Raw genomic sequence first — 23887 nt, 5'->3', positions numbered from 1 at the left:
CTTTTCGATGCTTCTCAAGAAAAACAGCATGCTGCGTCTGACGCTGGTGCGTCTCAGAAGAAACCATCTGGCCATGATCGGCCTGGCGATCGTGCTGACGCTGATCTTCGTGGCCGTTTTCGCCGATTCCATCGCGCCGTTCAAATATTCTCGCCAGCATCTGCGCGAAACGTTGCAGGCGCCGAACGCCAAGTATCTGCTGGGTACCGACGAGTTCGGGCGCGACGTTTTGAGCCGTCTGATCTACGGCGCCCGCGTCTCGTTGCAGGTCGGGCTGGTCGCCGTTTCCATTTCGCTGCTCGTGGGCGGCTCGCTGGGAGCCGTCGCCGGCTTTTACGGCGGCAAGCTCGACAATCTGATCATGCGCCTGATGGACGTGCAGCTGGCCGTGCCTTCCACGCTGCTGGCCATCGCCATCGCGGCGGCGCTGGGGCCGGGGCTGTTCAATCTGATGATCGCCGTCGGCATTTCCTCGGTGCCGCGGTTCGCTCGATTACTGCGCGCCTCGGTGCTTTCGGTCAAGGAGATGGAGTTCGTCGAGGCGGCGCGGGCCATGGGCGCCAGCGATTTCCGCATCATCGTGCTGCATATCCTGCCGAACTGCTGCGCGCCGCTGATCGTCCAGGCGACGCTCAGCGTCGCCAACGCGATCCTGTCCTCGGCGTCGCTGAGCTTCATCGGCCTCGGCATCCAGCCTCCCTATCCCGAATGGGGCGGCATGCTGTCGAGCGCCCGCGACTATCTGCGCAGCAGCCCGTATCTCAGCATGTTCCCCGGCATCGCCATCGTCGTCACGATCATCGCCCTGAACTTCATCGGCGACGGGCTTCGCGACGCGCTGGACCCCAAGCAGAAACGATAAACGGAGCGTAAAACATGGCAGACTTTCAGAAAAAACTTCTCGATATCCGCGATCTGACCGTTCAGTTCGACACCGACTCCGGCGTCGTCCACGCCGTCAACCATCTCAACATGCAGCTGGAAGAGGGCAAGGCGCTGGGTTTCGTCGGCGAGACCGGGGCCGGAAAGACGACGACCGCGCTGGCGGTCCTGCAGCTGATCCAGTCACCTCCCGGCGAGATCACCAGCGGCGAGATTTGGTTCAAGGGGCAGAACGTGCGCGAGATGACGGAAGCGGAGCTGCGCAACATGCGCGGCCGCGAGATCGCCATGATCTTCCAGGATCCGATGACATCGTTGAACCCGATCATGACGGTGGAAGAGCAGATCATGGAGATGATCTCGCTCCACTCCGACCTCAAGGGCAGCGAAGTCCGCGAACGGGCGCTGGAAATGATGCGTCTCGTCGGTATCCGTCCCGAACGCGCCAAAGACTATCCGCACCAGTTCTCCGGCGGCATGCGCCAGCGCGTCGGCATCGCCATCGCTCTGGCCTGCAAGCCCAGTCTGCTGATCGCCGACGAGCCGACGACGGCGCTCGACGTGACGATCCAGGCGCAGGTGCTGGAGCTGATCAAAGACCTGCAGAAACAGGTCAAGACTTCCATGCTGCTGATCACTCACGACCTCGGCATCGTCGCGGAAACGTGCGACAGCGTCGCCATCATGTACGCAGGGCATCTTGTGGAATACGCGGACATTCAGCATCTGTACGGCAATCCGCTGCACCCTTACACGCAGGGACTGTTCAACGCAGTCCCCGATCTGGAAAGCCCGATCGGCGAAAAGCTCGCCGTCATTCAGGGGCTTCCGCCCGATCCCACAAATCTGCCGTCCGGCTGCAGCTTCTCGCCTCGTTGTCCCTACGCTCAGGAAGAATGTCTCGAAAAACCCTGCGGCATGAGGGAAATCGAGCCGGGCCATTTCATCGACTGTTATTTCCCGCATCGATACGAGGGAGGTTCGCGCGCATGATCGGCACAATCGAAAAGACAGACCCCATCGTCGAGGTCAAACGCCTGAAAAAATATTTCCAGGTGTCGGGCGGTCTGCTTCACGCCGTGGACGACGTCACCCTCTCCATTCCCCGCGGCAAGACCCTGGGGCTGGTCGGCGAATCGGGCTGCGGCAAATCGACGCTCGGGCGCGTGGTGATCGGCCTGATCAGCGCCACCGGCGGCGAAATCTTCTTCAACGGCAAGGACTCACTCAAGTACAATCCTGCCGAGCGCACCCAGTTCCGCAAACACGCGCAGATCGTCTTTCAGGATCCTTTTTCCTCGCTGAACCCGCGCATGACCGTCTCGCAGCTGATCGCCGAGCCGATGGTGATCAACAGGGCGTATTCGCACCGCTCCGAGCTGGATCACAAGGTCAAGAAGCTGATGGATACGGTCGGTCTGGCGGAACGCCTGATCAACTCGTTCCCGCACGAGCTGGACGGCGGACGCCGCCAGCGCATCGGCATCGCCCGCGCCCTGGCGCTGGATCCCGAGTTCATCGTGCTGGACGAGCCCGTGTCGGCGCTGGACGTGTGTATTCAGGCCCAGATCCTCAACCTGCTGGGCGAGCTGAAAAAGGAGCGCGGCTACACCTATCTGTTCATCTCCCACAATCTCAGCGTCGTGCGCTACGTTTCCGACGAGATCGCCGTGATGTACCTCGGCCAGGTCGTGGAGAAGGCCGACAATCTCAATCTCTTTAAGGATCCCGTGCATCCCTACACGCAGGCGCTGCTTTCGGCCATTCCCGTGGCGCGCCTGAACCGCAAGAAGAACCGCATCCTTCTCGAAGGCGACGTGCCCAGCCCCGTCAACCCGCCGCAGGGCTGCCGCTTCGCCGGACGCTGCGCCTACCGGCAGGACGTCTGCACGGAACAGACGCCGGAGCTGCGGGAGATCGAGCCGTCTCACTTCGTCGCCTGCCACTTCGCGCGGGATCTGCGGCCTCACGCCTGACGGCATGAGCACGCTGCCGCACGGTCGGGATGCCGGCGATGCCGCGCTGCGGTGGTTCGTCGGCGTGCCGCTGGGGACGAATCCGTTGATCCTGCTCGATTTCATCACGCTGCTGGCGATCGCCTGGGTCGTTTCCTGGGGAGCGCTGGTGGCGACGCAGTTCGTCCTCGGCGGCTACGTGGACGTTTCGCATTACAAAGGCGCCGCCGTCGTCGCGTCCTATCTTTCGCTGATCTTCATCGGCTTTTACGGCGTGATCTGCTTCATCATCACGCGCAACCGCTACGCGGCGCTGTACCGCTGCGACCGCGCCGCCATTCTGTGTGAAAACATGCGCTGCGCCCCCCGGGCTTTGGAACGCCGGCTGCTCCGTTTCGCGCCCTATCCGATCGAGCCGGTACGCGCTCCCATCCGCAGCGTGGAACGCCGGGCTTTATGGAAAGACGTGACGAAGGTGCGGAAGATCGACGACCTGCGCGTGATCGTCCTCAAAGGAAAACGCGGCACATTGATGCGGGTATACTGTCCCGACGGGAAAATTTACGCCGAGGCTCTGGCGTTTGTCGCAGAGCGGACGGGCATCGCTGCCGCATAGGCGCGCGGGAGTTTTTTCAAAAGGGTTTTACCTTGCCGGCATGGGCCGGCAGGGCGTTTCATCAGCTTGATCACTTTGAAAGGAAGTGTGTTTATGAAGTTGAAGAGGTATTCCGTTTTGTGCGCCGTACTTGCGTTGGGTCTGATGTTCTGCGGCGCGGCCGCGGCCGTTCCCGAGGACACGATCACGGTGGGCATGGCGGCCGACGCCAAGTCGCTGGATCCGCAGATGACCAACGACACCACGTCGAGCACCTACATGATCCAGATGTACGAACCGCTGATCGAGATCGGCAGCGACAAGAAGCTGCTTCCCTGTTTGGCCGAGAGTTGGAAACAGCTCGACGATCTGACCTACGAAATCACGCTGCGCAAAGGCGTCAAGTTTCACAACGGCGCCGAAGTGACCGCCGACGACGCCGTGTTCACCCTGAACCGCATGACCACGCCCGCGGCGGCGGCGGTCAAGTCCTACGGCGCGAACATCGACGCTTCAGGCCTGAAAGTCGTCGACCGCTACACCTTCCAGGTGAAGGCAAGTTCTCCGATGGCTGGCTTCCTGTCCTATCTGACCCATTCGTCGGCCTATATCCTCTGCAAGGCCGCGGTCGAAGCCGCCGGGGACGATTACGCCAAGCACCCGATCGGCACCGGCCCCTTCAAGTTCGTGGAAATGCTCAAGGGCGATCACGTGTCCTATGAGCGTTTCGAGGACTACTGGGGAACCAAGCCCCGCTACAAGAAACTGCTGATCCGCACGATCCCCGAGGCCACCAGCCGCGTCATCGAGCTTGAGACCGGCAACGTCGACATCGCCTACGCCATTCCCAACAACGATTTCAAACGCCTTCAGGACGAAGGCAAGGTCGCCGTGTACAACAAGCCCGGCCTTTCCATCACCTACATGGGCTTCAACACGCAGACGCCCCCGTTCGACAACCCCAAAGTCCGCAAGGCCATCACCATCGCCATCGACCGCGAGGGCGCGCTCGACGTCGTTTACAAGGGACTGGGACGCGTGCCCACCAGCCCGTTGATCCCCGTGAACAATTATTTCCCCGATCCCGTGCCGGTGGAATACGATCCCGACAAGGCCGAAAAGATGCTTGAAGAAGCCGGCGTCAAGGATCTCGAGTTCACCATCTACACCAACGAGAACAAACAGCGCAAGGATTACGCCGAAGTCATCCAGGCCATGCTGGGCGATCTGGGCATCACCGTCAAGATCCAGGTCCTCGAGTGGGGCACCTTCCTCGAACAGCTCAAAGGCGGCAAGCTGCCCGTCTTCATGATCGGCTGGGCCGCCGACAACGTCAATCCCGATCCCGATGCCTACATCAAGGCCGCCATGCACTCCAAGTTCGCCGGTCCCTCCAACCGCGTCTGGCTGAAGGACGCGCTGGTCGACGAGCTGCTCGACAAGGGCACCGTCACGCCCGACGGCCCGGAGCGCGCGGAAATCTACAAGAAATTCTGCGACCGCGTCAACGAGCTGAATCCCTGGTGCTATCTGGCCATCGCCGACACCCTGTATGGCGCGAACAAGAACCTGAAGGGCGTGGAAAATTTCTATCGCGGTTCGATCAACCGTCTGGACCGCATCTATTACGAATAAGATTCACTGGCAATAAAATCAGGCGCCGAGACTCTTCAGTTTCGGCGCCTGATTTTACAGAATTCATGTCGCATTGGACGAGCGAAGGAGGAAAAAACATGAACGTGAAACCTCCCAAAACGGCATTCTTCGTACTTCTTTTCGTGTTTCTGCAGACCGGCAATATCGCCGCGGCGGAAAAGGAGCTGCTGTCCGTCGGTATGCCGGCCGACGCGAAGTCTTTCGATCCTCAGATGACCAGCGACACGGTCTCCAGCACTTATATGATCCAGATGTATGAGCCGCTGTTCGATTTTTCCCGCGACAAAAAACTGATCGGCCGCCTCGCCAAGAGCTGGAAAAAGCTGGATCCCCTCACCTACGAGATCACGCTGCGCAAAGGCGTCAAGTTCCACAACGGCGCGGAACTGACCGCGGAAGACGCCGTTTTCACGCTGCACCGCATGACGACGCCCAAAGCCGCGGCGGTCAGGGCCTACGGCGCCAACATCGATCCCGACGGTTTCAAGATCGTCGACAGGTACACGTTCCGGGTTAAAACAAAATCGCCCATGGCGGCTTTTCTTTCCTACCTGAACCACTCCTCCAGTTACGTCCTGAACAAGGCGGCGGTCGAAGCCGAAGGCGACGATTACGGCCGCCGTCCGATCGGGACCGGGCCTTTCAAATTTTCGGAAACGCTGGAAGGCGACCATGTCGCCTTCGAGCGCTTCGACGACTACTGGGACGCGAAGCCACGCTTCAAGAGCCTGATCATGCGCACGATCCCCGAACCAGCCAGCCGTGTGATTGAACTCGAAACGGGCAACGTCGACCTCATCTACGACATCCCCAACAGCGATTTCAGACGCCTTGAAAACGAAGGAAAAGTCAAGGTGTACCACAAGCCCGGGCTGGCGCTGACCTACATGGGATTCAACACGCAGACGCCGCCCTTCGACGACCCGCGGGTCCGCCGCGCCATCGCTCTCGCCATCGACCGCGAAGCCGCTCTGAACGTCGTTTACCACGGGCTCGGCGTCGTGCCGTCTAGCGTGCTGCTGCCGATCCACAACTATTTCCCCGCGCCGGTCCCGCCGGAATACGACCCCGACAAGGCGCGGAAACTCCTCGAAGAAGCGGGCGCGGCCGATTTGTCGTTTACGCTTTACACGAACGAAAGCAAGCAGCGCCGCAACTACGCCGAAATCATCCCGTCCATGCTCGCCGACGTCGGCGTGACCGTGCAGATCAACGTGCTCGAGTGGGGCAGTTTTCTCGAACAGCTGAAAAACGGCAATCTCCCCGTCTTCATGATCGGCTGGGGATCCAGCGTCAATCCCGATCCCGACGCCTACATCAAGACCGCCATGCACTCGCGCTTCGCTGGCTCGACCAACAGAGTTTGTCTGAAGGACAAGGAAGTGGACGAGCTTCTCGAAAAGGGAGCCGTGACCGAGGACGGCCCCGAACGCGCCGAAATCTACGCGCGCCTCTGCGAGCGTATCGACGAGCTGAACCCCTGGTGTTGTCTGGCCATCGCCGACACGCTCTACGGCGCCAATAAAAACCTTAGAGGCGCCAACGGCTTTTACCACGGCACGCTGAACCCGCTGAACACCGTCTTTTACGAGTAACCGCGACCTCGCGGCGCGCGCAAAAACGAACACGATCGTTTCGCCGACGGGCCTGTCCCACGAAAAAAACGCTGATCACTTCGATCAGCGTTTTTTTCATGTAAAATGTTTGGCAGAGAGCTGTGACCGATTGCTCAGGAGGGAAGGCCGGAAAACGCGCTGAAAAACACGGCGGGATGGCGCAAGAGGGGAAGGTCCGCGCTGTTCCCGCAAAAGACCGCGAAGCTTCAATGTGCCGGCGGATATAAAACGGCGCCCGCGCCGTCAAAAAGCTGTAGGGGAGGGAGAAAAAATGAATCTGGAGAGAGACAATATCGTCAGGTTGATATTTTATTACTCTGTGCCGGCGACAGTAGGCATGCTTGTCAATGCCGTCTATAACCTAGCGGACAGAATATTCGTAAGCTACGCCGTCGGCGCGGAGGCTTTTTCGAGCATGAGCGTCGCTAGCGCGGTCTTTTTGGTGCTTCAGGCTTTCGGCGTATGGATTGGCATCGGCGCGGCCTCTCTCATCGCGATCAAAATGGGAGAAAGACAGCAGCAGCGGGTCGAGGAACTGATCGGCGGCGCGCTGGTCGCCCTGGCGGCGACCTCGGCCATCGTCTTCTTGGGCGTATCCGCATTTCTTGACGAAGTGCTGTATTTTTTCGGCGCCAGCGGCAGCACCATCCCCTACGGCAGAGAGTATCTGACGGTGATCGCGCGGGGCCTGCCGCTGATGATCACAGGCACGGGACTGTATCACATAAACAGGGTGATCGGCTTTCCGGGGAAAGCGATGCTGTGCACGGCCGCCAGCGCGCTGCTCAACGTTTTCCTTGACTTCATTTTTCTCTTTCCTTTCGGCATGGGGATCGGCGGCGCGGCGCTGGCCACGGTGATCTCGCAGTTCGTGCTGCTGCTGTGCATGCTCCGGCTCCTGTCGAAAAAGGCGAAGTCGTGCCGCGTCGATCCGAAAGGTCTGAGACTGAAGTGTCGCGACGTGCTGGACATATACATCGCGGGACTCTCCACGTTTTTCACTCAGGTCGTCTCCTCGCTGATCGCCGCGGCTGCGAACAATCAACTGCTGCGCTACGAAAACTATTTTGCCGTCGGCGCTTACGGCGCCATAAACATCACGTATTCCATCGTTTTGATGCCCGTCTTCGGGATCGGACAGGGCAGTCAGCCGATCATCGGCTACAATTACGGAGCAAGAGCCTACGCGAGGGCCAGAGAAACTCTTTATAAGTCGATGTTCCTCGCCTTCGTCATCGGCATCGGCGGCTGGCTGCTCTTTCATCTTCGGGCCGCGGCAATAATGTCGGTCATCACCAACGGGGACGGACGGATCATGCCTTACGCCGCGGACGGTCTGGAAAAACTGACGCTGCTGTTTCCTCTCGCCACTGTCCAGGCGGTCGGGCAGGTGTATTTTCAGTCGATCGGAAAGCCGAAGAGGACTCTGCTGCTCAGCGTGCTTCGCCAAACCGTCTTCTTGATCCCGATGCTTTACATCCTGCCGAAGTTCTGTGGAACAGACGGCGTTTGGTACGCCATCCCCGTCGCGGAGTTCCTTTCTTTGCTCTGCACGGGCTCTTTTATCGCCGTGGAAAACTATCGGATGAAGAAATACTTGGGCTAGCAAGGCGCTCAGCCGACTTTCGGCACGATGCGGTCGTTCAGGCGCAGGGCCCAGACGGCGCCGTTTTCGTTGAAGCAGGGGCGCAGCTCCGACACGGCGAAGCCGCTGCGCAGCAGGGCCATGCGGCCGCGCACCATGCGTACGCTCATCGGTTTGCCGTCGTTGAGGACGGAAATGCCGCGGCCGTCCTTTTCGATGGTGACTTTCGCGCCTTCGCCGGAGCGGTAATGCCCGCAGGCCGCTTCGATAACTTCCGGTTCCCAGGGACAGTCGGTCCAGAGGTCTTCCGGCGGCGGCTCCCAGCCGGCGGCGATCCTGAGCAGCGCGTCGGCAATCAGGGAGACGGGGACGTTCTGCGTGTTGCACAGCACGATCACACCCCGGTCGAGTTCCGGCGACCAGGCGATGTGCGAGGAAACGCCGGGCAGGCTGCCGCCGTGGCGGTACACCGTGAGGTCGCGCATGAAGCCGACGCTCAGCCCGTAGCCGTAGAACTGATGATGCTTCGCCGCCACGCGGGGGCTTACCATGTCGCGGACGCTCCGTTCCGCGACGATCGCGCCCGCTTCGCCGCGGCCGCCGTTGAGGTACATGCGCAGATATTTTTTCAGGTCGGCCAGCGTGGATTTCATCGCGCCGCCGCCGTTGAGGACGAAGGCGCTGCGGTAAAAGTCGCGGTCGCCTTCGCTCACGCCGAGATCGTCGCTGTACAGCAGCGACGTGTCGGCGTCTTCGGAGGGACGCAGGAACTCGCAGGTGCTCCGGCCCATGCCGAGCGGCCCGAGGATGCGGCGTTCCACGTAGCGGGCGTACGATCCTTCGCCGCCGCAGCGGCGGACGATGTCGCTGAGGATGCCGTAGCCGTCGTTGCAGTAGCTCATGTATTCGCCGGGGCGTCCCAGCCGCGGCGCCGGCGCGTCCAGACCGCGCGCGACCTGTTCGACCGCCGCCTGGGCGACGCGGTCGTCGTAAGCCGTTTCCTGCGAGCGCGGATCGACGCCCAGTTTTTTCAGGAGGTCGGGCAGCAGCGCTCGCGGCATGGGGAAATAGCCGCCGCTGTGGCTGAGGAAGTGCGCCACGCTCACGGGCGCTTGCCCGCCGTTTTTGAATTCCGGGCAGTAGGCGGACGCCGGCACCTGCAGATCGACGAGCCCTTGCTCCGCCAGCTGCATCAGCGCCAGCGCGGTGAAAGACTTGGTCACCGAGGCCAGGCCGAAGATCGTGTTCTCGCCGACGGGCAGGCGGCGCGCCGCGTCGCGGAAGCCGAAAAATCTCTGATAGGCCGTACCGCTCCGATCGACGACGGCGACGGCAAGGCCGCGGGCGCGATGAGCCGTTATGATTTGTTCCGCATAGTCGCAGAAAGCGGACTCTTTCGTCCGAAAAGGATCTGTCATCGATGATTCTCCTTGAGAGCGTAAATTTTGAGGCGTGAAAACGGCCTTATTATAAACGAAGCGGGGCAAAACAGACGGCCAAGAGTCCCGTTCAGCCCGCCTTTGGGCGGCGGCTCGCGTGCCGGATAAAAAATACGCTGCGGAAGGGGGACAAAGCGACCCTTTCGCAGCGTATTTTTGTCGCCGTACGGTCAATGGCCGGCGGCGCTTTTTTCGCCGATGGAGGCGGCGATTTTGTTGGCTTCGGCGTCTTTGCCGAAGACGTAGACCATGAGGATGCGGCCGCGGCTTTCCAGCACGCGGACGTTGACCGGCTCGCCGTTCTGGACGAAATCCAGGCGCAGCGAGCCTTTTTTGTCGCGGCGGATGTCGTTCTTTTTCACGCCCACCGCGTCGGCCAGATTTTCGGCCACGCTCTTGACGGTGCCGCTCCGGGTGGTGGCGGCCTGGTCGACGATGACGGCGGCGCTCTCGTTCTGGTTGTAGATCAGGACCTGTTCGCCCTGTCTGAAGGACCAGCCCTCGGGGATCTCGACCGACAGATCGTAAAAATTGACGCTCATCGCCGCCAGAGGACGCGCGGCTGACAAGAAGAACAGCATCGTCAGCAGGACAACGTTCGACGCCAATATTTTTTTCATGCAAGACAGACCTCCTTTGCCGCCGGAGGCTTACGGACGCCTCCGGGAACCACGCCCTGATTCTAGCAGACGAAAAATGCCCGCACATGAGAGAAAACAACAATTCTTTGGACAGCCATGGCCGCCGCCGTTCGTTTTCTCTCTCGCGTCTTTTCGGCGGCGCGAAATACAACACTGAAACTTGAACCGTCTTTTTCCTTCCGAACGTTTCTTTTTGCCCTTTTGAGGTGGATTCGAGGGAATTTTTATTGTAGAATGAGAAGTCATGATATGCAGTTTCAGCCCGGGGAATTTGGTGAAAGACCAAAGCGGCCCCGCCACTGTGAGCGCGCTGCGCGCGAGTCAGGATACCGGCCTGAAACGGGGGGAACAGAGAGCGAATCTTGCGCGGGCGGGATTTCGCCGCGCAAGCGCGTTCTCTTCGCTGAATTTTTTCCGACAGCGGGGAAACGGGCAAAATTTTCAGCGTCAGGGAGGATTTGATTCATCATGGAAAAAGACCAGCAGAAATCTGCGCCGATCACTCCTGTCACCTTTGACGAGTTCAAAGTCCCCACGTACGAGGAGTGGAAGCAGGCCGCCGCAGTGGCTCTGAAGGGGGCGCCCTTCGACAAAAAAATGTTCACGAAGACGTTCGAGGGCATCACACTTCAGCCCATCTACACGGCCGCGGACGTGGAGAATCTGAAAGACTGCCATGCCTTTCCCGGAGCGCAGGACTTTTTGAGAGGCGTCAAGAGCGCGCCGCAGCACGATCGTCTCTGGGAGATCGCCCAGGGCGTCGATGCGCGCTGCCCGCGCCAAGCCGGCGAACTGGCCGCCGAGGAACTGAAAAGGGGCGCCACGGCCATCCACCCGGTGCTCGATTACTCCAGCACGCACGGTATGGACGTTCCCGCCCGCGAGCGTCGCGGCGTCAGCATCTGCGCGCTGGAACATCTGGAAAAGTTTTTCGCCGCCGCCGATCCGAGCGCGCACGAGCTGCACATCGCCGCCGGCGCGTCGGCCCTGCCGATGCTGGGTATGATCGCCGCCTGGTGCGAAAAGCACGGCGTCGCGCTTTCCAGCCTGAAAGGCTGCGTCGGCGCCGACCCCGTCGGCTCGTTGGCCCGCGACGGCTCGCTGAGCCGCTCGCTCGACAGCTTGTACGATGAGATGGCGCAGACGCTGCTCTGGGCCGAGAACCATCAGTGCGCGCTGCGCACGATCCTGATCCGCGGCAGCATTTACGCCAACGCCGGAGCGTCCGCCGTCCAGGAGACGGCCTGCGCGCTCGCCGACGCCGTCGCCGTGATCCGCGCCATGTCGGAGCGCGGCATTGCCCCCGACGCGACCGCCCACCATCTTCGCTTCGAAGTCGGGCTCGGCGCCAACTTCTTCATGGAGATCGCCCGCCTGCGCGCCCTGCGCGTGCTCTGGGCGCACGTGGCGCGCGCCTTCGGCTGCGAGGGCGAGAGCGCCAAGGTCAACGTGTTCGCCGAGACCTCGCCGTTCACCGCGACGGTCTACGATCCCTACGTCAACATCCTGCGCACGTCCACGCAGGCCTTTTCGGCCGCCGTGGCCGGCGTCGACGCCATGAACGTCAACTGTTTCGACTGGGCCGTCCGTCCCGCCACCGAGCAGGCGCGGCGCATCGCCCGCAACCAGCAGATCATGATGCAGACCGAGTTCAACTTCGACGCCGCCGTCGACCCCGCCGGCGGTTCCTGGTACGTGGAGACACTGACCCGCCAGGTCGAAGACCGCGTCTGGGAACTGTTCCAGAAAATCGAATCCGAAGGCGGAATCGTCAAGGCGCTGCAGTCCGGCCTGATCCAGAACGAGATCGGCGCCGTGCTCGCCGACCGCTTCAAGAAGCTCGCCACCCGCGCCGAACGCGCCGTCGGCAACAACATGTACGCCAACATGGCGGAAACGCCGCTCGACGTGCCCGCAAGCGACCTAGCCGAGTTCAAGGCCGCCCGCGAGGCCAAAGTGGCGGAGATCAAAGAACGCCGCTGCCCCGACTGCCTCGCCAAGGCGCTGAAAGACGTGGCCGAAAGCGCCAAATGCGGCAAGGGCGGCCAGGTCGTCCACGCCGCCGAGGCGTTCGCGGCCGAGGCGCTGCTGTCCGATCTGTGGAAAACTCTCGACGCCGCCGGCGCCTGCGAACTCAAAGTCGCGCCGCTTGAGCCGCACCGCTGGACCGAACAGTACGAAGCGCTGAGGAAGCGCACCGAAGACTACGCCGCCACAACCGGCGGCAACGTCAAAGTTTTCCTCGCCAACATGGGCCCCATCCCGCAGCACAAGCCGCGCGCCGATTTCAGCACGGGCTTCTTCGAGGTGGCTCGCTTCGAGGTGCTGAAGAACGACGGTTTCGAGACCGTGGAGCTGGCCGCCGAGGCCGCCGCGAAAAGCGGTGCCGACGCCGCCGTGATCTGTTCGACCGACGACACCTATCCCGAACTCGTGCCGCCGCTGGCCAAGCTGATCAAGGAGAAGCGCCCCGACATGACCGTGTTCCTCGCCGGCGCGCCCGCGCCCGAGTTCAAACAGAGCTATCTCGATGCCGGCGTCGACGATTTCATCCACGTGAAAGCCAACTGCCTCCAGGTCCTCACCGCCATGCAGAAGAAAAAGGGGATGTGCTAGAACCATGTATCAGAATCCTGATTTCACCAAGATCGCCTTCAAGGAAGAAAGCCGCGCCGAATCGCGTCAGGACTGGGAAGCGCGCGTCCTCAGGGAGACGGGCCGTTCCGTCTCCGAACTGTGCACGCGCACCATGGAGCAGATCGACGTCAAGCCGCTCTATACCGCCGACGACTACGCCGGCATGAACCATCTCGGTTCCATGGCCGGCATCCCGCCGTTCCTGCGCGGGCCGTATCCCACCATGTACGTCGCCCGTCCCTGGACGGTGCGCCAATACGCCGGTTTCTCCACGGCCGAGGAGTCGAACGCGTTCTACCGCCGCAACCTCGCCGCCGGCCAGAAGGGGCTCTCCATCGCCTTCGACCTGGCCACGCACCGCGGCTACGATTCCGACCACCCGCGCGTCGTCGGCGATGTCGGCAAAGCCGGCGTGGCCGTCGACTCGATCCTCGACATGGAGATTCTCTTCTCCGGCATCCCGCTGGGGCAGATGTCCGTCTCCATGACCATGAACGGCGCCGTGCTGCCCGTCATGGCCTTCTACATCGTCGCCGCGCAGGAACAGGGCGTCGACATGAAAGTCCTGAGCGGCACGATCCAGAACGACATCCTCAAGGAGTTCATGGTGCGCAACACCTACATCTACCCCCCCGCGGCCTCCATGCGCATCATCGGCGACATCTTCGCCTTCACCTCGCGCAACATGCCCAAGTTCAACTGCATCTCCATTTCCGGCTATCACATGCAGGAAGCCGGCGCCACCGCCGACATCGAACTGGGCTACACGCTGGCCGACGGCCTCGAGTACATCCGCACCGGCATGAAGGCCGGACTGGGCATCGACGATTTCGCGCCGCGTCTTTCCTTCTTCTGGGCCATCGGCAAGAACTACTTCATGGAAGTGGCCAAGATGCGCGCCGCGCGCATGCTCTGGGGCAAGATCGTCAAACAGTTCGACCCCAAGAACACCAAGTCCATGGCGCTGCGCACGCACTCGCAGACTTCGGGCTGGAGCCTGACCGCCCAGGATCCCTTCAACAACGTCACGCGCACCTGCGTCGAGGCCATGGCCGCCGCGCTTGGACACACCCAGTCGCTGCACACCAACGCCCTCGACGAAGCCATCGCCCTGCCCACGGATTTTTCCGCCCGCATCGCGCGCAACACGCAGCTCTACATCCAGGACGAGACAAAGGTCTGCAAGGTCATCGACCCGTGGGGCGGCTCCTACTACGTGGAAGCCCTCACCGACGAGCTGATCCGCCGCGCCTGGGCGCACATTCAGGAAGTCGAAAGCCTCGGCGGCATGGCCAAGGCCATTGACACCGGCCTCCCCAAGATGCGCATCGAAGAGGCCGCGGCCCGCCGCCAGGCCCACATCGACTCCGGCAACGAAAAGATCGTCGGCATCAATTACTTCCCGCTCGAGAAGGAAGACCCGCTCGACATTCTCGACGTCGACAACACCGCCGTGCGCCAGGCGCAGATCGCGCGCCTCGAAAAGCTGCGCGCCGGCCGCGATCCCGAAAAAGTGCGGCAGTGCCTCGACACCATCACCCACGCCATGGAAAGCGGCGAGGGCAACCTGCTCGAGCTGTCAGTTGAAGCGGCCCGCGCGCGCGCGTCGCTGGGCGAGATTTCCTTTGCCATCGAAAAAGTGTGCGGGAGGCACAAAGCCGTGATCCGTTCGATTTCCGGAGTGTACAGCAGCGAATTCGCCGACGACGAAGTGATCAAGGAAGTCCGCCAGATGACCGACGACTTCGAGAAGCGCGAAGGGCGCCGCCCGCGCATCATGGTCGCCAAGATGGGGCAGGACGGTCACGACCGCGGCGCCAAGGTGGTCGCCACCGCCTACGCGGACATGGGTTTCGACGTCGACGTCGGGCCGCTGTTCCAGACGCCAGCCGAGACCGCTCAGGACGCCGTGGACAACGACGTCCACATCGTCGGCATGAGCTCGCTGGCCGCCGGCCACAAGACGCTGCTGCCGCAGCTCGTCGAAGAGCTGGAAAAGCGCGGCCGCGGCGACATCATGGTCGTCGCCGGCGGCGTCATCCCGGCGCAGGATTACCAATTCCTGTACGACCACGGCGCCGCCTGCATCTTCGGCCCCGGTACGGTCATCCCCGCCGCCGCCCGCGAGATGCTGCAGGTGCTGAACAAGCGTCTTGCCGCCCAGGAGGGAGCCGCGAAGTAGAAGCCTCCTCCCCCGAAAAGGAGAAAAAACCGATGAGCATCGAAAACAACACGTACCAGCCCGACTGGCAGCCGCAAAACGCCGGCAGCGAATTCGCCTGTTTCGTGACGAAGGGCGTGGACGACACCGGCGGTCCCACGGCCGCCAACGTCCAGCCCGTGAGGCGCAATCTCTCCGTCGACGAATACGCGCGGGGCATCCTGAACGGCGACCGCGCGATCCTGTCGCGGGCCATCACGCTGATCGAAAGCAACGCTCCGAAACACTTCGCCACGGCGCAGGAACTGATCCAAAAGCTGCTGCCCCACACGGGCAGATCCATGCGCGTCGGCATCACCGGCGTGCCCGGCGCCGGCAAAAGCACCTTCATCGAAGCGCTCGGCTCGTGGCTGTGCGATCACGGGCACCGCGTCGCCGTGCTCGCCGTCGACCCCAGCAGCACCGTCACCAAGGGCAGCGTCCTCGGCGACAAGACGCGCATGGAAAAGCTGTCGCGCCACTCCAACGCTTTCGTGCGTCCCTCCCCTTCGGGCGGCACGCTCGGCGGCGTCACGCGCAAGAGCCGCGAGACGCTGCTGCTCGTCGAGGCCGCGGGCTACGACGTGGTCCTCGTCGAGACCGTCGGCGTCGGCCAGAGCGAAACGACCGTGCGCAACATGGTGGATTACTTCCTCATGGTGGCGCTCACCGGCGCGGGCGACGACCTGCAGGGCATCAAGAAGGGCATCATGGAGATCGCCGACTCGATCCTCGTCAACAAGGCCGACGGCGACAACAAAGTCAAAGCGCTGTCGGCGCGCGCCGACTTCGACATGATGCTCCACTACCTGCGTCCCGCCACGGAAGGCTGGGTCAGCCGAGCCTACACCTGTTCGTCGCTGACGGGCGAGGGAATCCCCGAGATGTGGGGCGTGGTCGAGGAGTTCTTCAGGACCGTGCGCGGCAACGGCGTCTTCGAAAAACGGCGCAAAGAACAAGTGCTCAAATGGGTCAACGACATGGCGCAAGAACATCTGGAAAACCTCATCGGCGCCAACCAGGCCATCGCCGCCGCCAAGGCGCGCATCGAGGAGGAGGTCACCGCGGGCAAATTGCCGCCCACGCAAGCCGCCCAAGAGATCATCGACGTGATGGAGCGCGAGCTGTTCCAGGGCGGACGGTAATCCTCGCTCCGCCGTTCATCAGACACCGTTCTTTCCCGAACAAAAAAATGGAAGCGGGGAAAACGTTCTTTTTTCCCGCTTCCATTTTTTCTGCTATAATCTGTCTCAGAAACCCAATCGAATAATCAGCACGGTTCGAGGCGTTGCGCCTCGATCAAAAAGGAATCGGGTGAGAATCCCGAGCGGTCCCGCCGCTGTAAAAGCCCCCGCTTCTCCACGCGCCACTGTGAGCTTCGCGCTCATGGGAAGGCGGAGAAGGCTCCATGGGCTTGAGCCAGAAGACTTGCCGCGCTGAGCACAAAAAAGTTTTCGCGAGCGACGGAACGTGTGTGCTGCTTCAGACCTTTCTTTCTGATCGAGGCCCCGGCAGCGGACGTTCTTTCGGCATGAGATGCCGGAAGAATTTTTTTTCGCATGGGACGGCGCCGCGCCGAAAGGAAGGAAAAAACGTGTACAACCGCATCAGCAATCGCGAGGCAGAGAGCAAGACCATGTCGGCGGCGCAGGCCGCCGAGCTGATCAAGGACGGCATGACCGTCGGCACGAGCGGCTTCACCATGGCCGGGTATCCCAAGGCCGTTCCCATGGCGCTGGCCCGCCGGGCCGAACGCGGCGAGAAGATCCGCATCAAGCTGATCACCGGCGCTTCCGTCGGCGACGAGCTCGACGGGCGGCTGGCGCGCGCCGGCGTGCTCGAACGGCGCTATCCCTACCAGACCAACCAGAGCGTGCGCGAGCTGGCCAACGACGACCGCCTCGCCTACGTGGACATGCACCTCAGCCAGGTGCCCTTCTGGATCAAAAACGGCTACTTCGGCACAATCGACGTGGCCATCATCGAAGCGATCGGCATCGACGACGAGGGCAACATCATCCCCAGCACGTCGGTAGGCTGTTCCAACGTGCTGGCGGAATACGCCGAGAAGGTGATCGTCGAGGTCAACACGGCCCAGCCCGTCAAGCTGGAAGGCATGCACGACGTGTACAGCCCGCGCCGCATGAAGGAGACCGAACCGATCCCGATCGTGCGCCCCAACAACCGCGTCGGCATGCCCTACATCCGCTGCCGCCCCGACAAGATCGCCGCCGTGGTCGTCACCGACATCCCCGACTCGACGCGCCATCTGGCGCAGACCGATGCGAGATCGCAGATCATGGCCGATTACCTGGTCGCTTTCCTCGAGAACGAAGTGGCCTGCGGCCGGCTGCCGCGCAAGCTGCCGCCGATCCAGTCCGGCGTCGGCAACATGGCCAACGCCGTGCTGGGCGGGCTACAGAAGTCCAAATTCCGCAACCTTTCCATCTATTCGGAAGTACTGCAGGACTCCGTGCTCGACCTGATCGAGACGGAACGCGTCTCGTTCGCCTCGGGGACGGCGCTGACCATCTCGCCCGAGCGCATCGACGCCTTTTACAAAAGTCTGGAAATGTACAAGTACAAGATCATCCTGCGCCCCGTGGAGATCAGCAACTCGCCGGAAGTGATCCGCCGCCTCGGCGTCATCGCCGTGAACACGGCGCTGGAAGTCGACCTCGAGGGCAACGTCAACTCCACGCACATCGGCGGCTGCCAGATCGTCAACGGCCTCGGCGGCTCGGGAGACTTCGCGCGCAACGCCGCGCTCTCGGTGTTCACCACGCCGTCGACGGCGAAGAACGGAACGATCTCCTGCATCGTCCCGCATGTGGCGCACGTGGACCACACGGAACACGACCCTCACGTGATCATCACCGAACAGGGCTGCGCCGATCTGCGCGGGCTCACGGCCTACGAGCGCGCCCGCGCGCTGATCGAAAACTGCGCGCATCCCAAATTCCGCCCGGCGCTGCAAGCGTTCGTCGAGCGCAGCTTCGCGCGCCCCGGCTTCCGTCACGGCTTCGCGCCGGAAGATCCGCAGCGCTGGACGCAGGATTATCGCCCCGAAGAAAACGAATCAGAGAAAGGGAATGACTGAAATCATGTTTTTGAAATCGCTTCTCGAGATCACCATGCTGATCTGCTTCGGCGCCGCCTGGCCCATCTCCATCTACAAGTCGTGGACCTCGCGCAGCAGCAGGGGCAAAAGTCTGCTTTTTCTCGTCGTCATCATCGTCGGCTATCTGGCCGGAATCGGCAAATGCCTGCTGGACGGCGCCACGCACTGGAGCGTGGTCGCGCTTTACGTCGTGAACGTGACGATGGTTTCGATCGACACGTTGCTCTACTTTCGCAACGAAGCGCTTGAGAAAAAGACGGCGGAGATCCGTTAGCCGCCTGTTTCGCACGTTGCGTCCCGCCGTTCATGTCCATATCTAGGGTCTTAATGTTAAAATCTACAATATATATAGCGTTTTTGTCTTTACGAGATCGTTTTTATGGTGTATGATGGCAGCGAAAAATCCCGGGCAAGCCTGTCCGCTTCGTCCCGTTTTTCGCGCGCCCGCTGCGGGCGCCGCATTTCGCTCTTGGAAAGAGAGGCCTTTCAAGTGATCGAGACCATCAAGAAGAGGGACGGCCGTCTGGCGCCCTTCAACGAAGACCGCATCACCCGCGCTATTTTTCTCGCCGCCTCCGCCGTGGCGGAGAAAGAGGGAACCGCCGCCGATTTCCGCATCGCCGAGGGGCTGACGTCGCAGGTCGTGCGCCGCCTCAACGAAAAGTACGCCTCCGGCTCGCCCAGCGTCGAGGACGTGCAGGACATGGTGGTCAAGGTGCTGATCGAAAACGGGCACGCCCGCACCAGCGAGGCCTACATCACCTACCGCAACGAACGCACGCGCGTGCGCGACTCCCACACCCGCCTGATGAAGGCCATCGAGGAGATCACCTTCGCCGACGCCAAGACCGCCGACGTGAAGCGCGAAAACGCCAACATCAACGGCAACACGGCCATGGGCACGATGCTGGAATACGGCAGCGCCGTCTCGCGCGAGTTCTGCAAGACGCACGTGATCCATCCCGCCCACGCCAGGGCGCACGACGAGGGCGACATCCACATCCACGACATGGACTTCCTCAACATGGGCACGCTGACCTGCTGCCAGATCGACATCCGCAAGCTGTTCAAGGGCGGCTTCTCGACGGGGCACGGTTTCCTGCGCGAGCCGCAGGACGTGATGAGCTACGCGGCGCTGGCGGCCATCGCCATCCAGAGCAATCAGAACGATCAGCACGGCGGCCAGAGCATCCCGTATTTCGACTACGGCATCGCCGACGGCGTGCGCAAGACGTTCCGCAAGCTGTACGTGAGCAATCTCGCCAAGGCGTTGGAACTGCTTTGCGACCTCGACGCGAAGGCCGCCGTCAAAGAGGCGGAAGCCCGCGCCGAAACCGAAACGGGGCGTGCCATCAGCCTGACGGACGACGCCGAACGGGACGAGGCCGAGCGGAACATCTTGGCCGCGTCGCTGAAAACCGGCGAGGCGGAGCTGGGCAAACTTCAGGCTTTCGCCCGCAAGGAAGCCCTCGCCGAAACGGACCACCGCACCTATCAGGCCATGGAAGCCTTCATCCACAACCTCAACACGATGCATTCGCGCGCCGGCGCGCAGGTCCCCTTCTCGAGCATCAACTTCGGCACCGACGTCAGCGAGGAAGGGCGCATGGTCACGCGCAACCTGCTGCTGGCGACCGAAAAGGGACTGGGCAACGGCGAGACGCCGATCTTCCCGATCCTCATCTTCAAGGTCAAGGAGGGCGTCAACTACAATCCCGGCGACCCCAACTACGACCTGCTTCAGCTTTCGTGCCGCGTCACTTCCAAGCGGCTTTTCCCAAATTTCAGCTTCCTCGACGCGCCCTTCAACGCCCAATACTACAAGCCCGGCGACCCCGACACGGAAGCCACCTACATGGGCTGCCGCACGCGGGTGGTCGGCAACCGCTGCGGCGAATCGACGGTGAGCGGCCGCGGCAATCTGTCGTTCACCACCATCAATCTGCCCCGCCTGGGCATCGTCCACGGGCAGGCGCTGGGCGGCGCGACCGATCTCGACGCCTTCTTCAAAGATCTCGACGGCAAGATCGACCTGGTCGTCGACCAGCTGCTGGAACGCATGGAAATCCAGGGACGCCGCCGCGTCAAGAACTTTCCCTTCCTGATGGGACAGGGCGTGTGGAAAGGTTCCGACGGCATGAACGACGAGGACGAACTGCGCGACGTGATCCACCAGGGCACGCTGACGGTCGGTTTTATCGGCCTGGCCGAGTGCCTGGTGGCCCTGACGGGCAAGCATCACGGCGAGAGCGCCGAGTCTCAGGAGCTGGGGCTGAAGATCGTCCGCCACATGAGAGAGCGCATGGATCAGGCTTCGGAACAGTACGACCTGAACTTCTCGCTCATCGCCACGCCGGCGGAGGGATTGTCGGGACGTTTCACCCGCCTCGACGCCAAAAAGTTCGGCGCGATCCCCGGCATCACCGACCGCGAGTACTACACCAATTCCTTCCACGTGCCCGTCTATTACAAGATCGGCGTCTTCGACAAGATCGCCCGCGAAGCGCCCTACCACGCGCTGACCAACGGCGGCCACATCAGCTACGTGGAACTGGACGGTCTGGGAGCCAACAATCCCGAAGCCTTCGAAGCCATCGTGCGCGCCATGAAAGAGGCAGGAGTCGGCTACGGCAGCGTCAATCACCCCGTCGACCGCGATCCCGTCTGCGGCTACACGGGCATCATCCCCGGCGACGTGTGCCCTCACTGCGGACGGCATGAGAGCGACGGCCCCGTCGGCTTCGAGCGCATCCGCCGCATCACGGGCTACCTCGTGGGAACGCTGGACCGCTTCAACAACGCCAAACGCGCCGAGGTCCGCGACCGCGTCAAGCACAATCAGTGTCAAACGGAGGAAGAGGCGGGCGGAAAATGAAGATCCGCCTCGCCAGTCCGATGACCCGCGACAGCATCGTCGACGGGCCGGGGCTGCGGGCGGTGATCTGGGCGCAGGGATGCTTTCACAACTGCCCGGGCTGCCACAATCCCTGCACGCACAACCCCTTCGGCGGCTTCGAGATGGATTCGGCCGATCTGATCGCCCAGCTCGATTCGCTGCATTTGCAGCAGGGGCTGACGCTCTCCGGCGGCGAACCGTTCCTGCAGGCGCGCGCCCTGGCCGAAGTGGCCCGCGCGGCGCGCCGGCGCGGACTGAACGTGTGGGCCTTCACCGGCTTCACCTTCGAGCAGCTGACCGACCGCAAGAATCCGGCCTGGGCGGACCGCATGGCCCTGCTCGAGCAGATCGACGTGCTCGTCGACGGACGCTTCGAGCGCGACAAGCGCGACCTCTCGCTGCGTTTTCGCGGCTCGTCCAATCAGCGCATCCTCGACGTGAAAAAAAGCCTGACCCTGCAGGCCCCCTGCGTCATCGAAGAGTACATGCGGCAAGCCATGTGACGCATATAAAATCAGCCGTCCAGAGGAACAGGTTCCACCTCCTCATCAGGACCGGGAGACGTTCACCCCCTCGGAGCGCCCCCGGTCCGCTTTTTTCGATAAAAACGCGCCAAGCCGCGGGCAAAACGTTTTGCCCGCGGCTTGGCGCGTTTTCCATGTTTTTTCGTTAATATTGTCCCTCGATAAAAAACGCCTACATAGTTTACAAGGTGCTGCAGGGAAGTTCAGTCGCTCAGGACTATCTCGACCGCTGTGCGGTCTGCGCAACTCGCTTTGGGAATCTCCCCCGCAGTGATTCTGTGTTCGGCGTTTTAATTGAGAAATAGTATAAAGCGCCGTTTGAACCCTGCTCCGTGCGCTTGTTATTTTGCCAGCAGTTCCGGCATCGGATCGACGCCGGCGGCCAGTAGCAGCCCGACGACCGTTGCGACGACGGCGGCATAGATCAGGCAGGGAAAGATGTTCGTGCGGATCAGCTTGCCTTCGTTGCCGTTCGTGCCAGTGGTGGCGCAGACTGCGACGATGTTGTTGACGCAGATCATGTTGCCGATGCCGCCGCCCATGGTCTGGAGCGCCACGATGAGGACCTGGGACAAGCCGACGAGGGTCGCGGTCTCGAACTGCAACGAAGCGAACAGCGTGTTTGACACCGTGCAGGAACCCGACATGAACGCTCCGAGAACGCCGATGAGCGGGGCGATAATGAAGTAAGTCCCCTGGAAGAGCTTCGCCAGTGCGTCGGCCATGACGTAGAGCATCGAGCTGTTCTTGAACGTAAACTCCGCGTCCGCCGCGACTCCGGCAATGGCTGCTCCGATTGGCGCGCTCGACGTGTAGCGGTACAGGTTGACCATGGCGACGCCGAACAGCAAGGCTGTGGCCGCGCCGGACCAGTTTTTCACGGAATCTGCGACGGCGATTTTGGCCTCTTCCCGCGACATGCGGTGCAGCGGGACCGTCAGGATTGCGACGAGGACGAAGGGCATGATGCCGGGGTTGTACAGGAACTTGAAGTTCCAGCCGATTTCCTCGAAGCCGAGGATATTCCCGACGCGCAGGATGAACGGATCATTGTTAAAAAGGGTTTTGAGGCCGAAAGCGTTCAGTCTCGTCAGCACCAGGATAACGCCGATGACGATATAGGGCCCCCAGGCCAGAAGCGGTTTCATGCCCTTGTCCTTAACGGATGTGACGACTGTGGTGGACTGCCAGGAGAACTCACCCCATTCTTTGTAGCCGTCAAAGGTCCAGACCTTTTTGGGAACGCAGACGCCTTTTTTCGCGCAGAACATCATCACGATCATGCCGCCGAGGAAAGCCGTCATGGAAATCAATTCGGGAGCGGCGAAGAACGACATGACGATGTAGATCGAGCCGACGACGACGCCGGTGAGTAGGCAAAACGGAACGGCAGGGACGGCGTCCCTGAACGAACGGTTCTTCCCGAACACCTTACACATCATGAAGACGATGGCCATGATGATAAACAGACCGCCGATCATGTTCGGGATGCAGACCCAGCGCGTCAGCACCGTCGTGAATTTTTCGGGATCGCCGCCGAGATGTTTTACCGCGTCCGCAACGACTTTGGAAGCCGTGAGCAGCGGCACGCCGACGGGGCCGGGGTTGACAGGCGTCGAGTTGCAGACGAGGCAGATCGCCGCCGCGGCGAGAGGAGGAAACCCCAGGCTGATCAGAATTGGCGCGCCCAAGGCGGCCGGCGTGCCGAACCCCGCCGCTCCCTCGATAAATCCGGCGAAGCAGTAGCCAACGATGATAGCCTGAAGACGCGCGTCTTCGGTGATGCCGGAGAACATTCCGTTGATGGAAGCCATGGCGCCCGACTGCTTGAGCACGTTCATCAGCAGGATTGCCCCGAAAATGATGGCGCTTGTTTCGAAAGAAGCCAGGAAGCCAGCGACCGTTCGGGCGGCGGCTTCTCCGATCCCCATGCCCCAGACGGAGCACGCGACGGCAAAAGCCGCGAGCCATGAAATAACCAGCGACCGTTTGGCGGACCAGTTCAGAAAGACCATGAAGACGATAGTGAGCAAGATCGGTACGGCGGCAATCAATGCATACATGCGGGTAAGTCTCCTTTCGCCTTGTGCCCCCCGGAAGCGCAGGGAATAAAGGCCGCGATGAGATTTGATGAAAGGAT

Annotated in this window: 17 protein-coding genes and 2 riboswitches; of the genes, 14 read left to right on the top strand and 3 right to left on the bottom strand. The window is 61.8% G+C overall.

The features are described 5' to 3' along the window. The first annotated feature begins 7 nt into the window (after positions 1-7). The 7 genes from RAH42_RS01830 to RAH42_RS01800 all read left to right on the top strand — a co-directional run bounded on the left by RAH42_RS01830 (position 8) and on the right by RAH42_RS01800 (position 8310). Positions 8-862 carry an ABC transporter permease gene (locus RAH42_RS01830; protein ID WP_078015540.1) on the top strand — a complete coding sequence of 285 codons (855 nt, stop codon included), beginning with the start codon at positions 8-10 and terminating at the stop codon, positions 860-862. A 14-nt stretch (positions 863-876) separates the two neighbouring features. After that, positions 877-1875, top strand: a complete 999-nt coding sequence (locus RAH42_RS01825; RefSeq protein ID WP_078015539.1) for an ABC transporter ATP-binding protein — start codon at positions 877-879, stop codon at positions 1873-1875. Beyond that, a complete protein-coding gene (locus tag RAH42_RS01820; protein ID WP_078015538.1) occupies positions 1872-2858 on the top strand; it encodes an oligopeptide/dipeptide ABC transporter ATP-binding protein in 987 nt (328 codons plus the stop codon). The genes RAH42_RS01825 and RAH42_RS01820 overlap by 4 nt, the downstream gene beginning before the upstream one ends. Before the next feature lie 4 nt (positions 2859-2862). Then, positions 2863-3453, top strand: a complete 591-nt coding sequence (locus RAH42_RS01815; protein WP_078015537.1) for a hypothetical protein — start codon at positions 2863-2865, stop codon at positions 3451-3453. Between the two features lie 93 nt (positions 3454-3546). Beyond that, entirely contained in the window at positions 3547-5067 is a 1521-nt protein-coding gene (locus tag RAH42_RS01810; protein ID WP_078015536.1) for an ABC transporter substrate-binding protein, read from the top strand. Between the two features lie 98 nt (positions 5068-5165). After that, entirely contained in the window at positions 5166-6683 is a 1518-nt protein-coding gene (locus tag RAH42_RS01805; protein ID WP_317539811.1) for an ABC transporter substrate-binding protein, read from the top strand. Positions 6684-6975: 292 nt separating this feature from the next. Then, entirely contained in the window at positions 6976-8310 is a 1335-nt protein-coding gene (locus tag RAH42_RS01800; RefSeq protein WP_078015534.1) for an MATE family efflux transporter, read from the top strand. Between the two features lie 8 nt (positions 8311-8318). On the opposite strand, the gene RAH42_RS01795 is transcribed toward RAH42_RS01800, so the two are convergent. Then, positions 8319-9707 carry a serine hydrolase domain-containing protein gene (locus RAH42_RS01795; protein WP_317539810.1) on the bottom strand — a complete coding sequence of 463 codons (1389 nt, stop codon included), beginning with the start codon at positions 9705-9707 and terminating at the stop codon, positions 8319-8321. A 191-nt stretch (positions 9708-9898) separates the two neighbouring features. Next, a complete protein-coding gene (locus RAH42_RS01790; protein WP_240496103.1) occupies positions 9899-10348 on the bottom strand; it encodes a hypothetical protein in 450 nt (149 codons plus the stop codon). A gap of 243 nt (positions 10349-10591) precedes the next feature. Continuing rightward, positions 10592-10722, top strand: a riboswitch (cobalamin riboswitch). A gap of 115 nt (positions 10723-10837) precedes the next feature. Between RAH42_RS01790 and RAH42_RS01785 the strand changes: the two genes are divergently transcribed. The 7 genes from RAH42_RS01785 to nrdG all read left to right on the top strand — a co-directional run bounded on the left by RAH42_RS01785 (position 10838) and on the right by nrdG (position 21726). After that, positions 10838-12985, top strand: a complete 2148-nt coding sequence (locus RAH42_RS01785) for a methylmalonyl-CoA mutase family protein (RefSeq protein ID WP_317539809.1) — start codon at positions 10838-10840, stop codon at positions 12983-12985. Between the two features lie 4 nt (positions 12986-12989). Further along, the gene (gene scpA / locus RAH42_RS01780; RefSeq protein ID WP_078015531.1) at positions 12990-15188 is read left to right on the top strand and encodes a methylmalonyl-CoA mutase; all 2199 of its coding nucleotides are present in this window, start codon (positions 12990-12992) and stop codon (positions 15186-15188) included. Between the two features lie 32 nt (positions 15189-15220). Further along, on the top strand, positions 15221-16351 hold the full coding sequence (meaB, locus tag RAH42_RS01775; protein ID WP_078015530.1) for a methylmalonyl Co-A mutase-associated GTPase MeaB: 1131 nt from the start codon (positions 15221-15223) through the stop codon (positions 16349-16351). Positions 16352-16465: 114 nt separating this feature from the next. After that, positions 16466-16657, top strand: a riboswitch (cobalamin riboswitch). Between the two features lie 143 nt (positions 16658-16800). After that, the gene (locus RAH42_RS01770; protein ID WP_233543477.1) at positions 16801-18306 is read left to right on the top strand and encodes a succinate CoA transferase; all 1506 of its coding nucleotides are present in this window, start codon (positions 16801-16803) and stop codon (positions 18304-18306) included. Beyond that, on the top strand, positions 18299-18601 hold the full coding sequence (locus RAH42_RS01765) for a hypothetical protein (RefSeq protein WP_199674710.1): 303 nt from the start codon (positions 18299-18301) through the stop codon (positions 18599-18601). The genes RAH42_RS01770 and RAH42_RS01765 overlap by 8 nt, the downstream gene beginning before the upstream one ends. 216 nt (positions 18602-18817) lie before the next feature. Continuing rightward, positions 18818-21202: an anaerobic ribonucleoside triphosphate reductase gene (locus RAH42_RS01760; RefSeq protein ID WP_078015570.1), complete on the top strand. Its 2385-nt coding sequence runs from the start codon at positions 18818-18820 to the stop codon at positions 21200-21202. Next, positions 21199-21726 carry an anaerobic ribonucleoside-triphosphate reductase activating protein gene (nrdG, locus tag RAH42_RS01755; protein WP_078015528.1) on the top strand — a complete coding sequence of 176 codons (528 nt, stop codon included), beginning with the start codon at positions 21199-21201 and terminating at the stop codon, positions 21724-21726. The genes RAH42_RS01760 and nrdG overlap by 4 nt, the downstream gene beginning before the upstream one ends. A gap of 362 nt (positions 21727-22088) precedes the next feature. On the opposite strand, the gene RAH42_RS01750 is transcribed toward nrdG, so the two are convergent. Continuing rightward, on the bottom strand, positions 22089-23810 hold the full coding sequence (locus RAH42_RS01750) for an L-lactate permease (RefSeq protein WP_078015527.1): 1722 nt from the start codon (positions 23808-23810) through the stop codon (positions 22089-22091). Positions 23811-23887 lie beyond the last annotated feature (77 nt).

It is taken from the genome of Pyramidobacter sp. YE332, assembly GCF_033060595.1.
Taxonomy (GTDB): Bacteria; Synergistota; Synergistia; order Synergistales; family Dethiosulfovibrionaceae; genus Pyramidobacter.
Note: the sequence above shows the minus strand (reverse complement) of the source record. Positions and strands in the feature narration are given on the sequence as shown.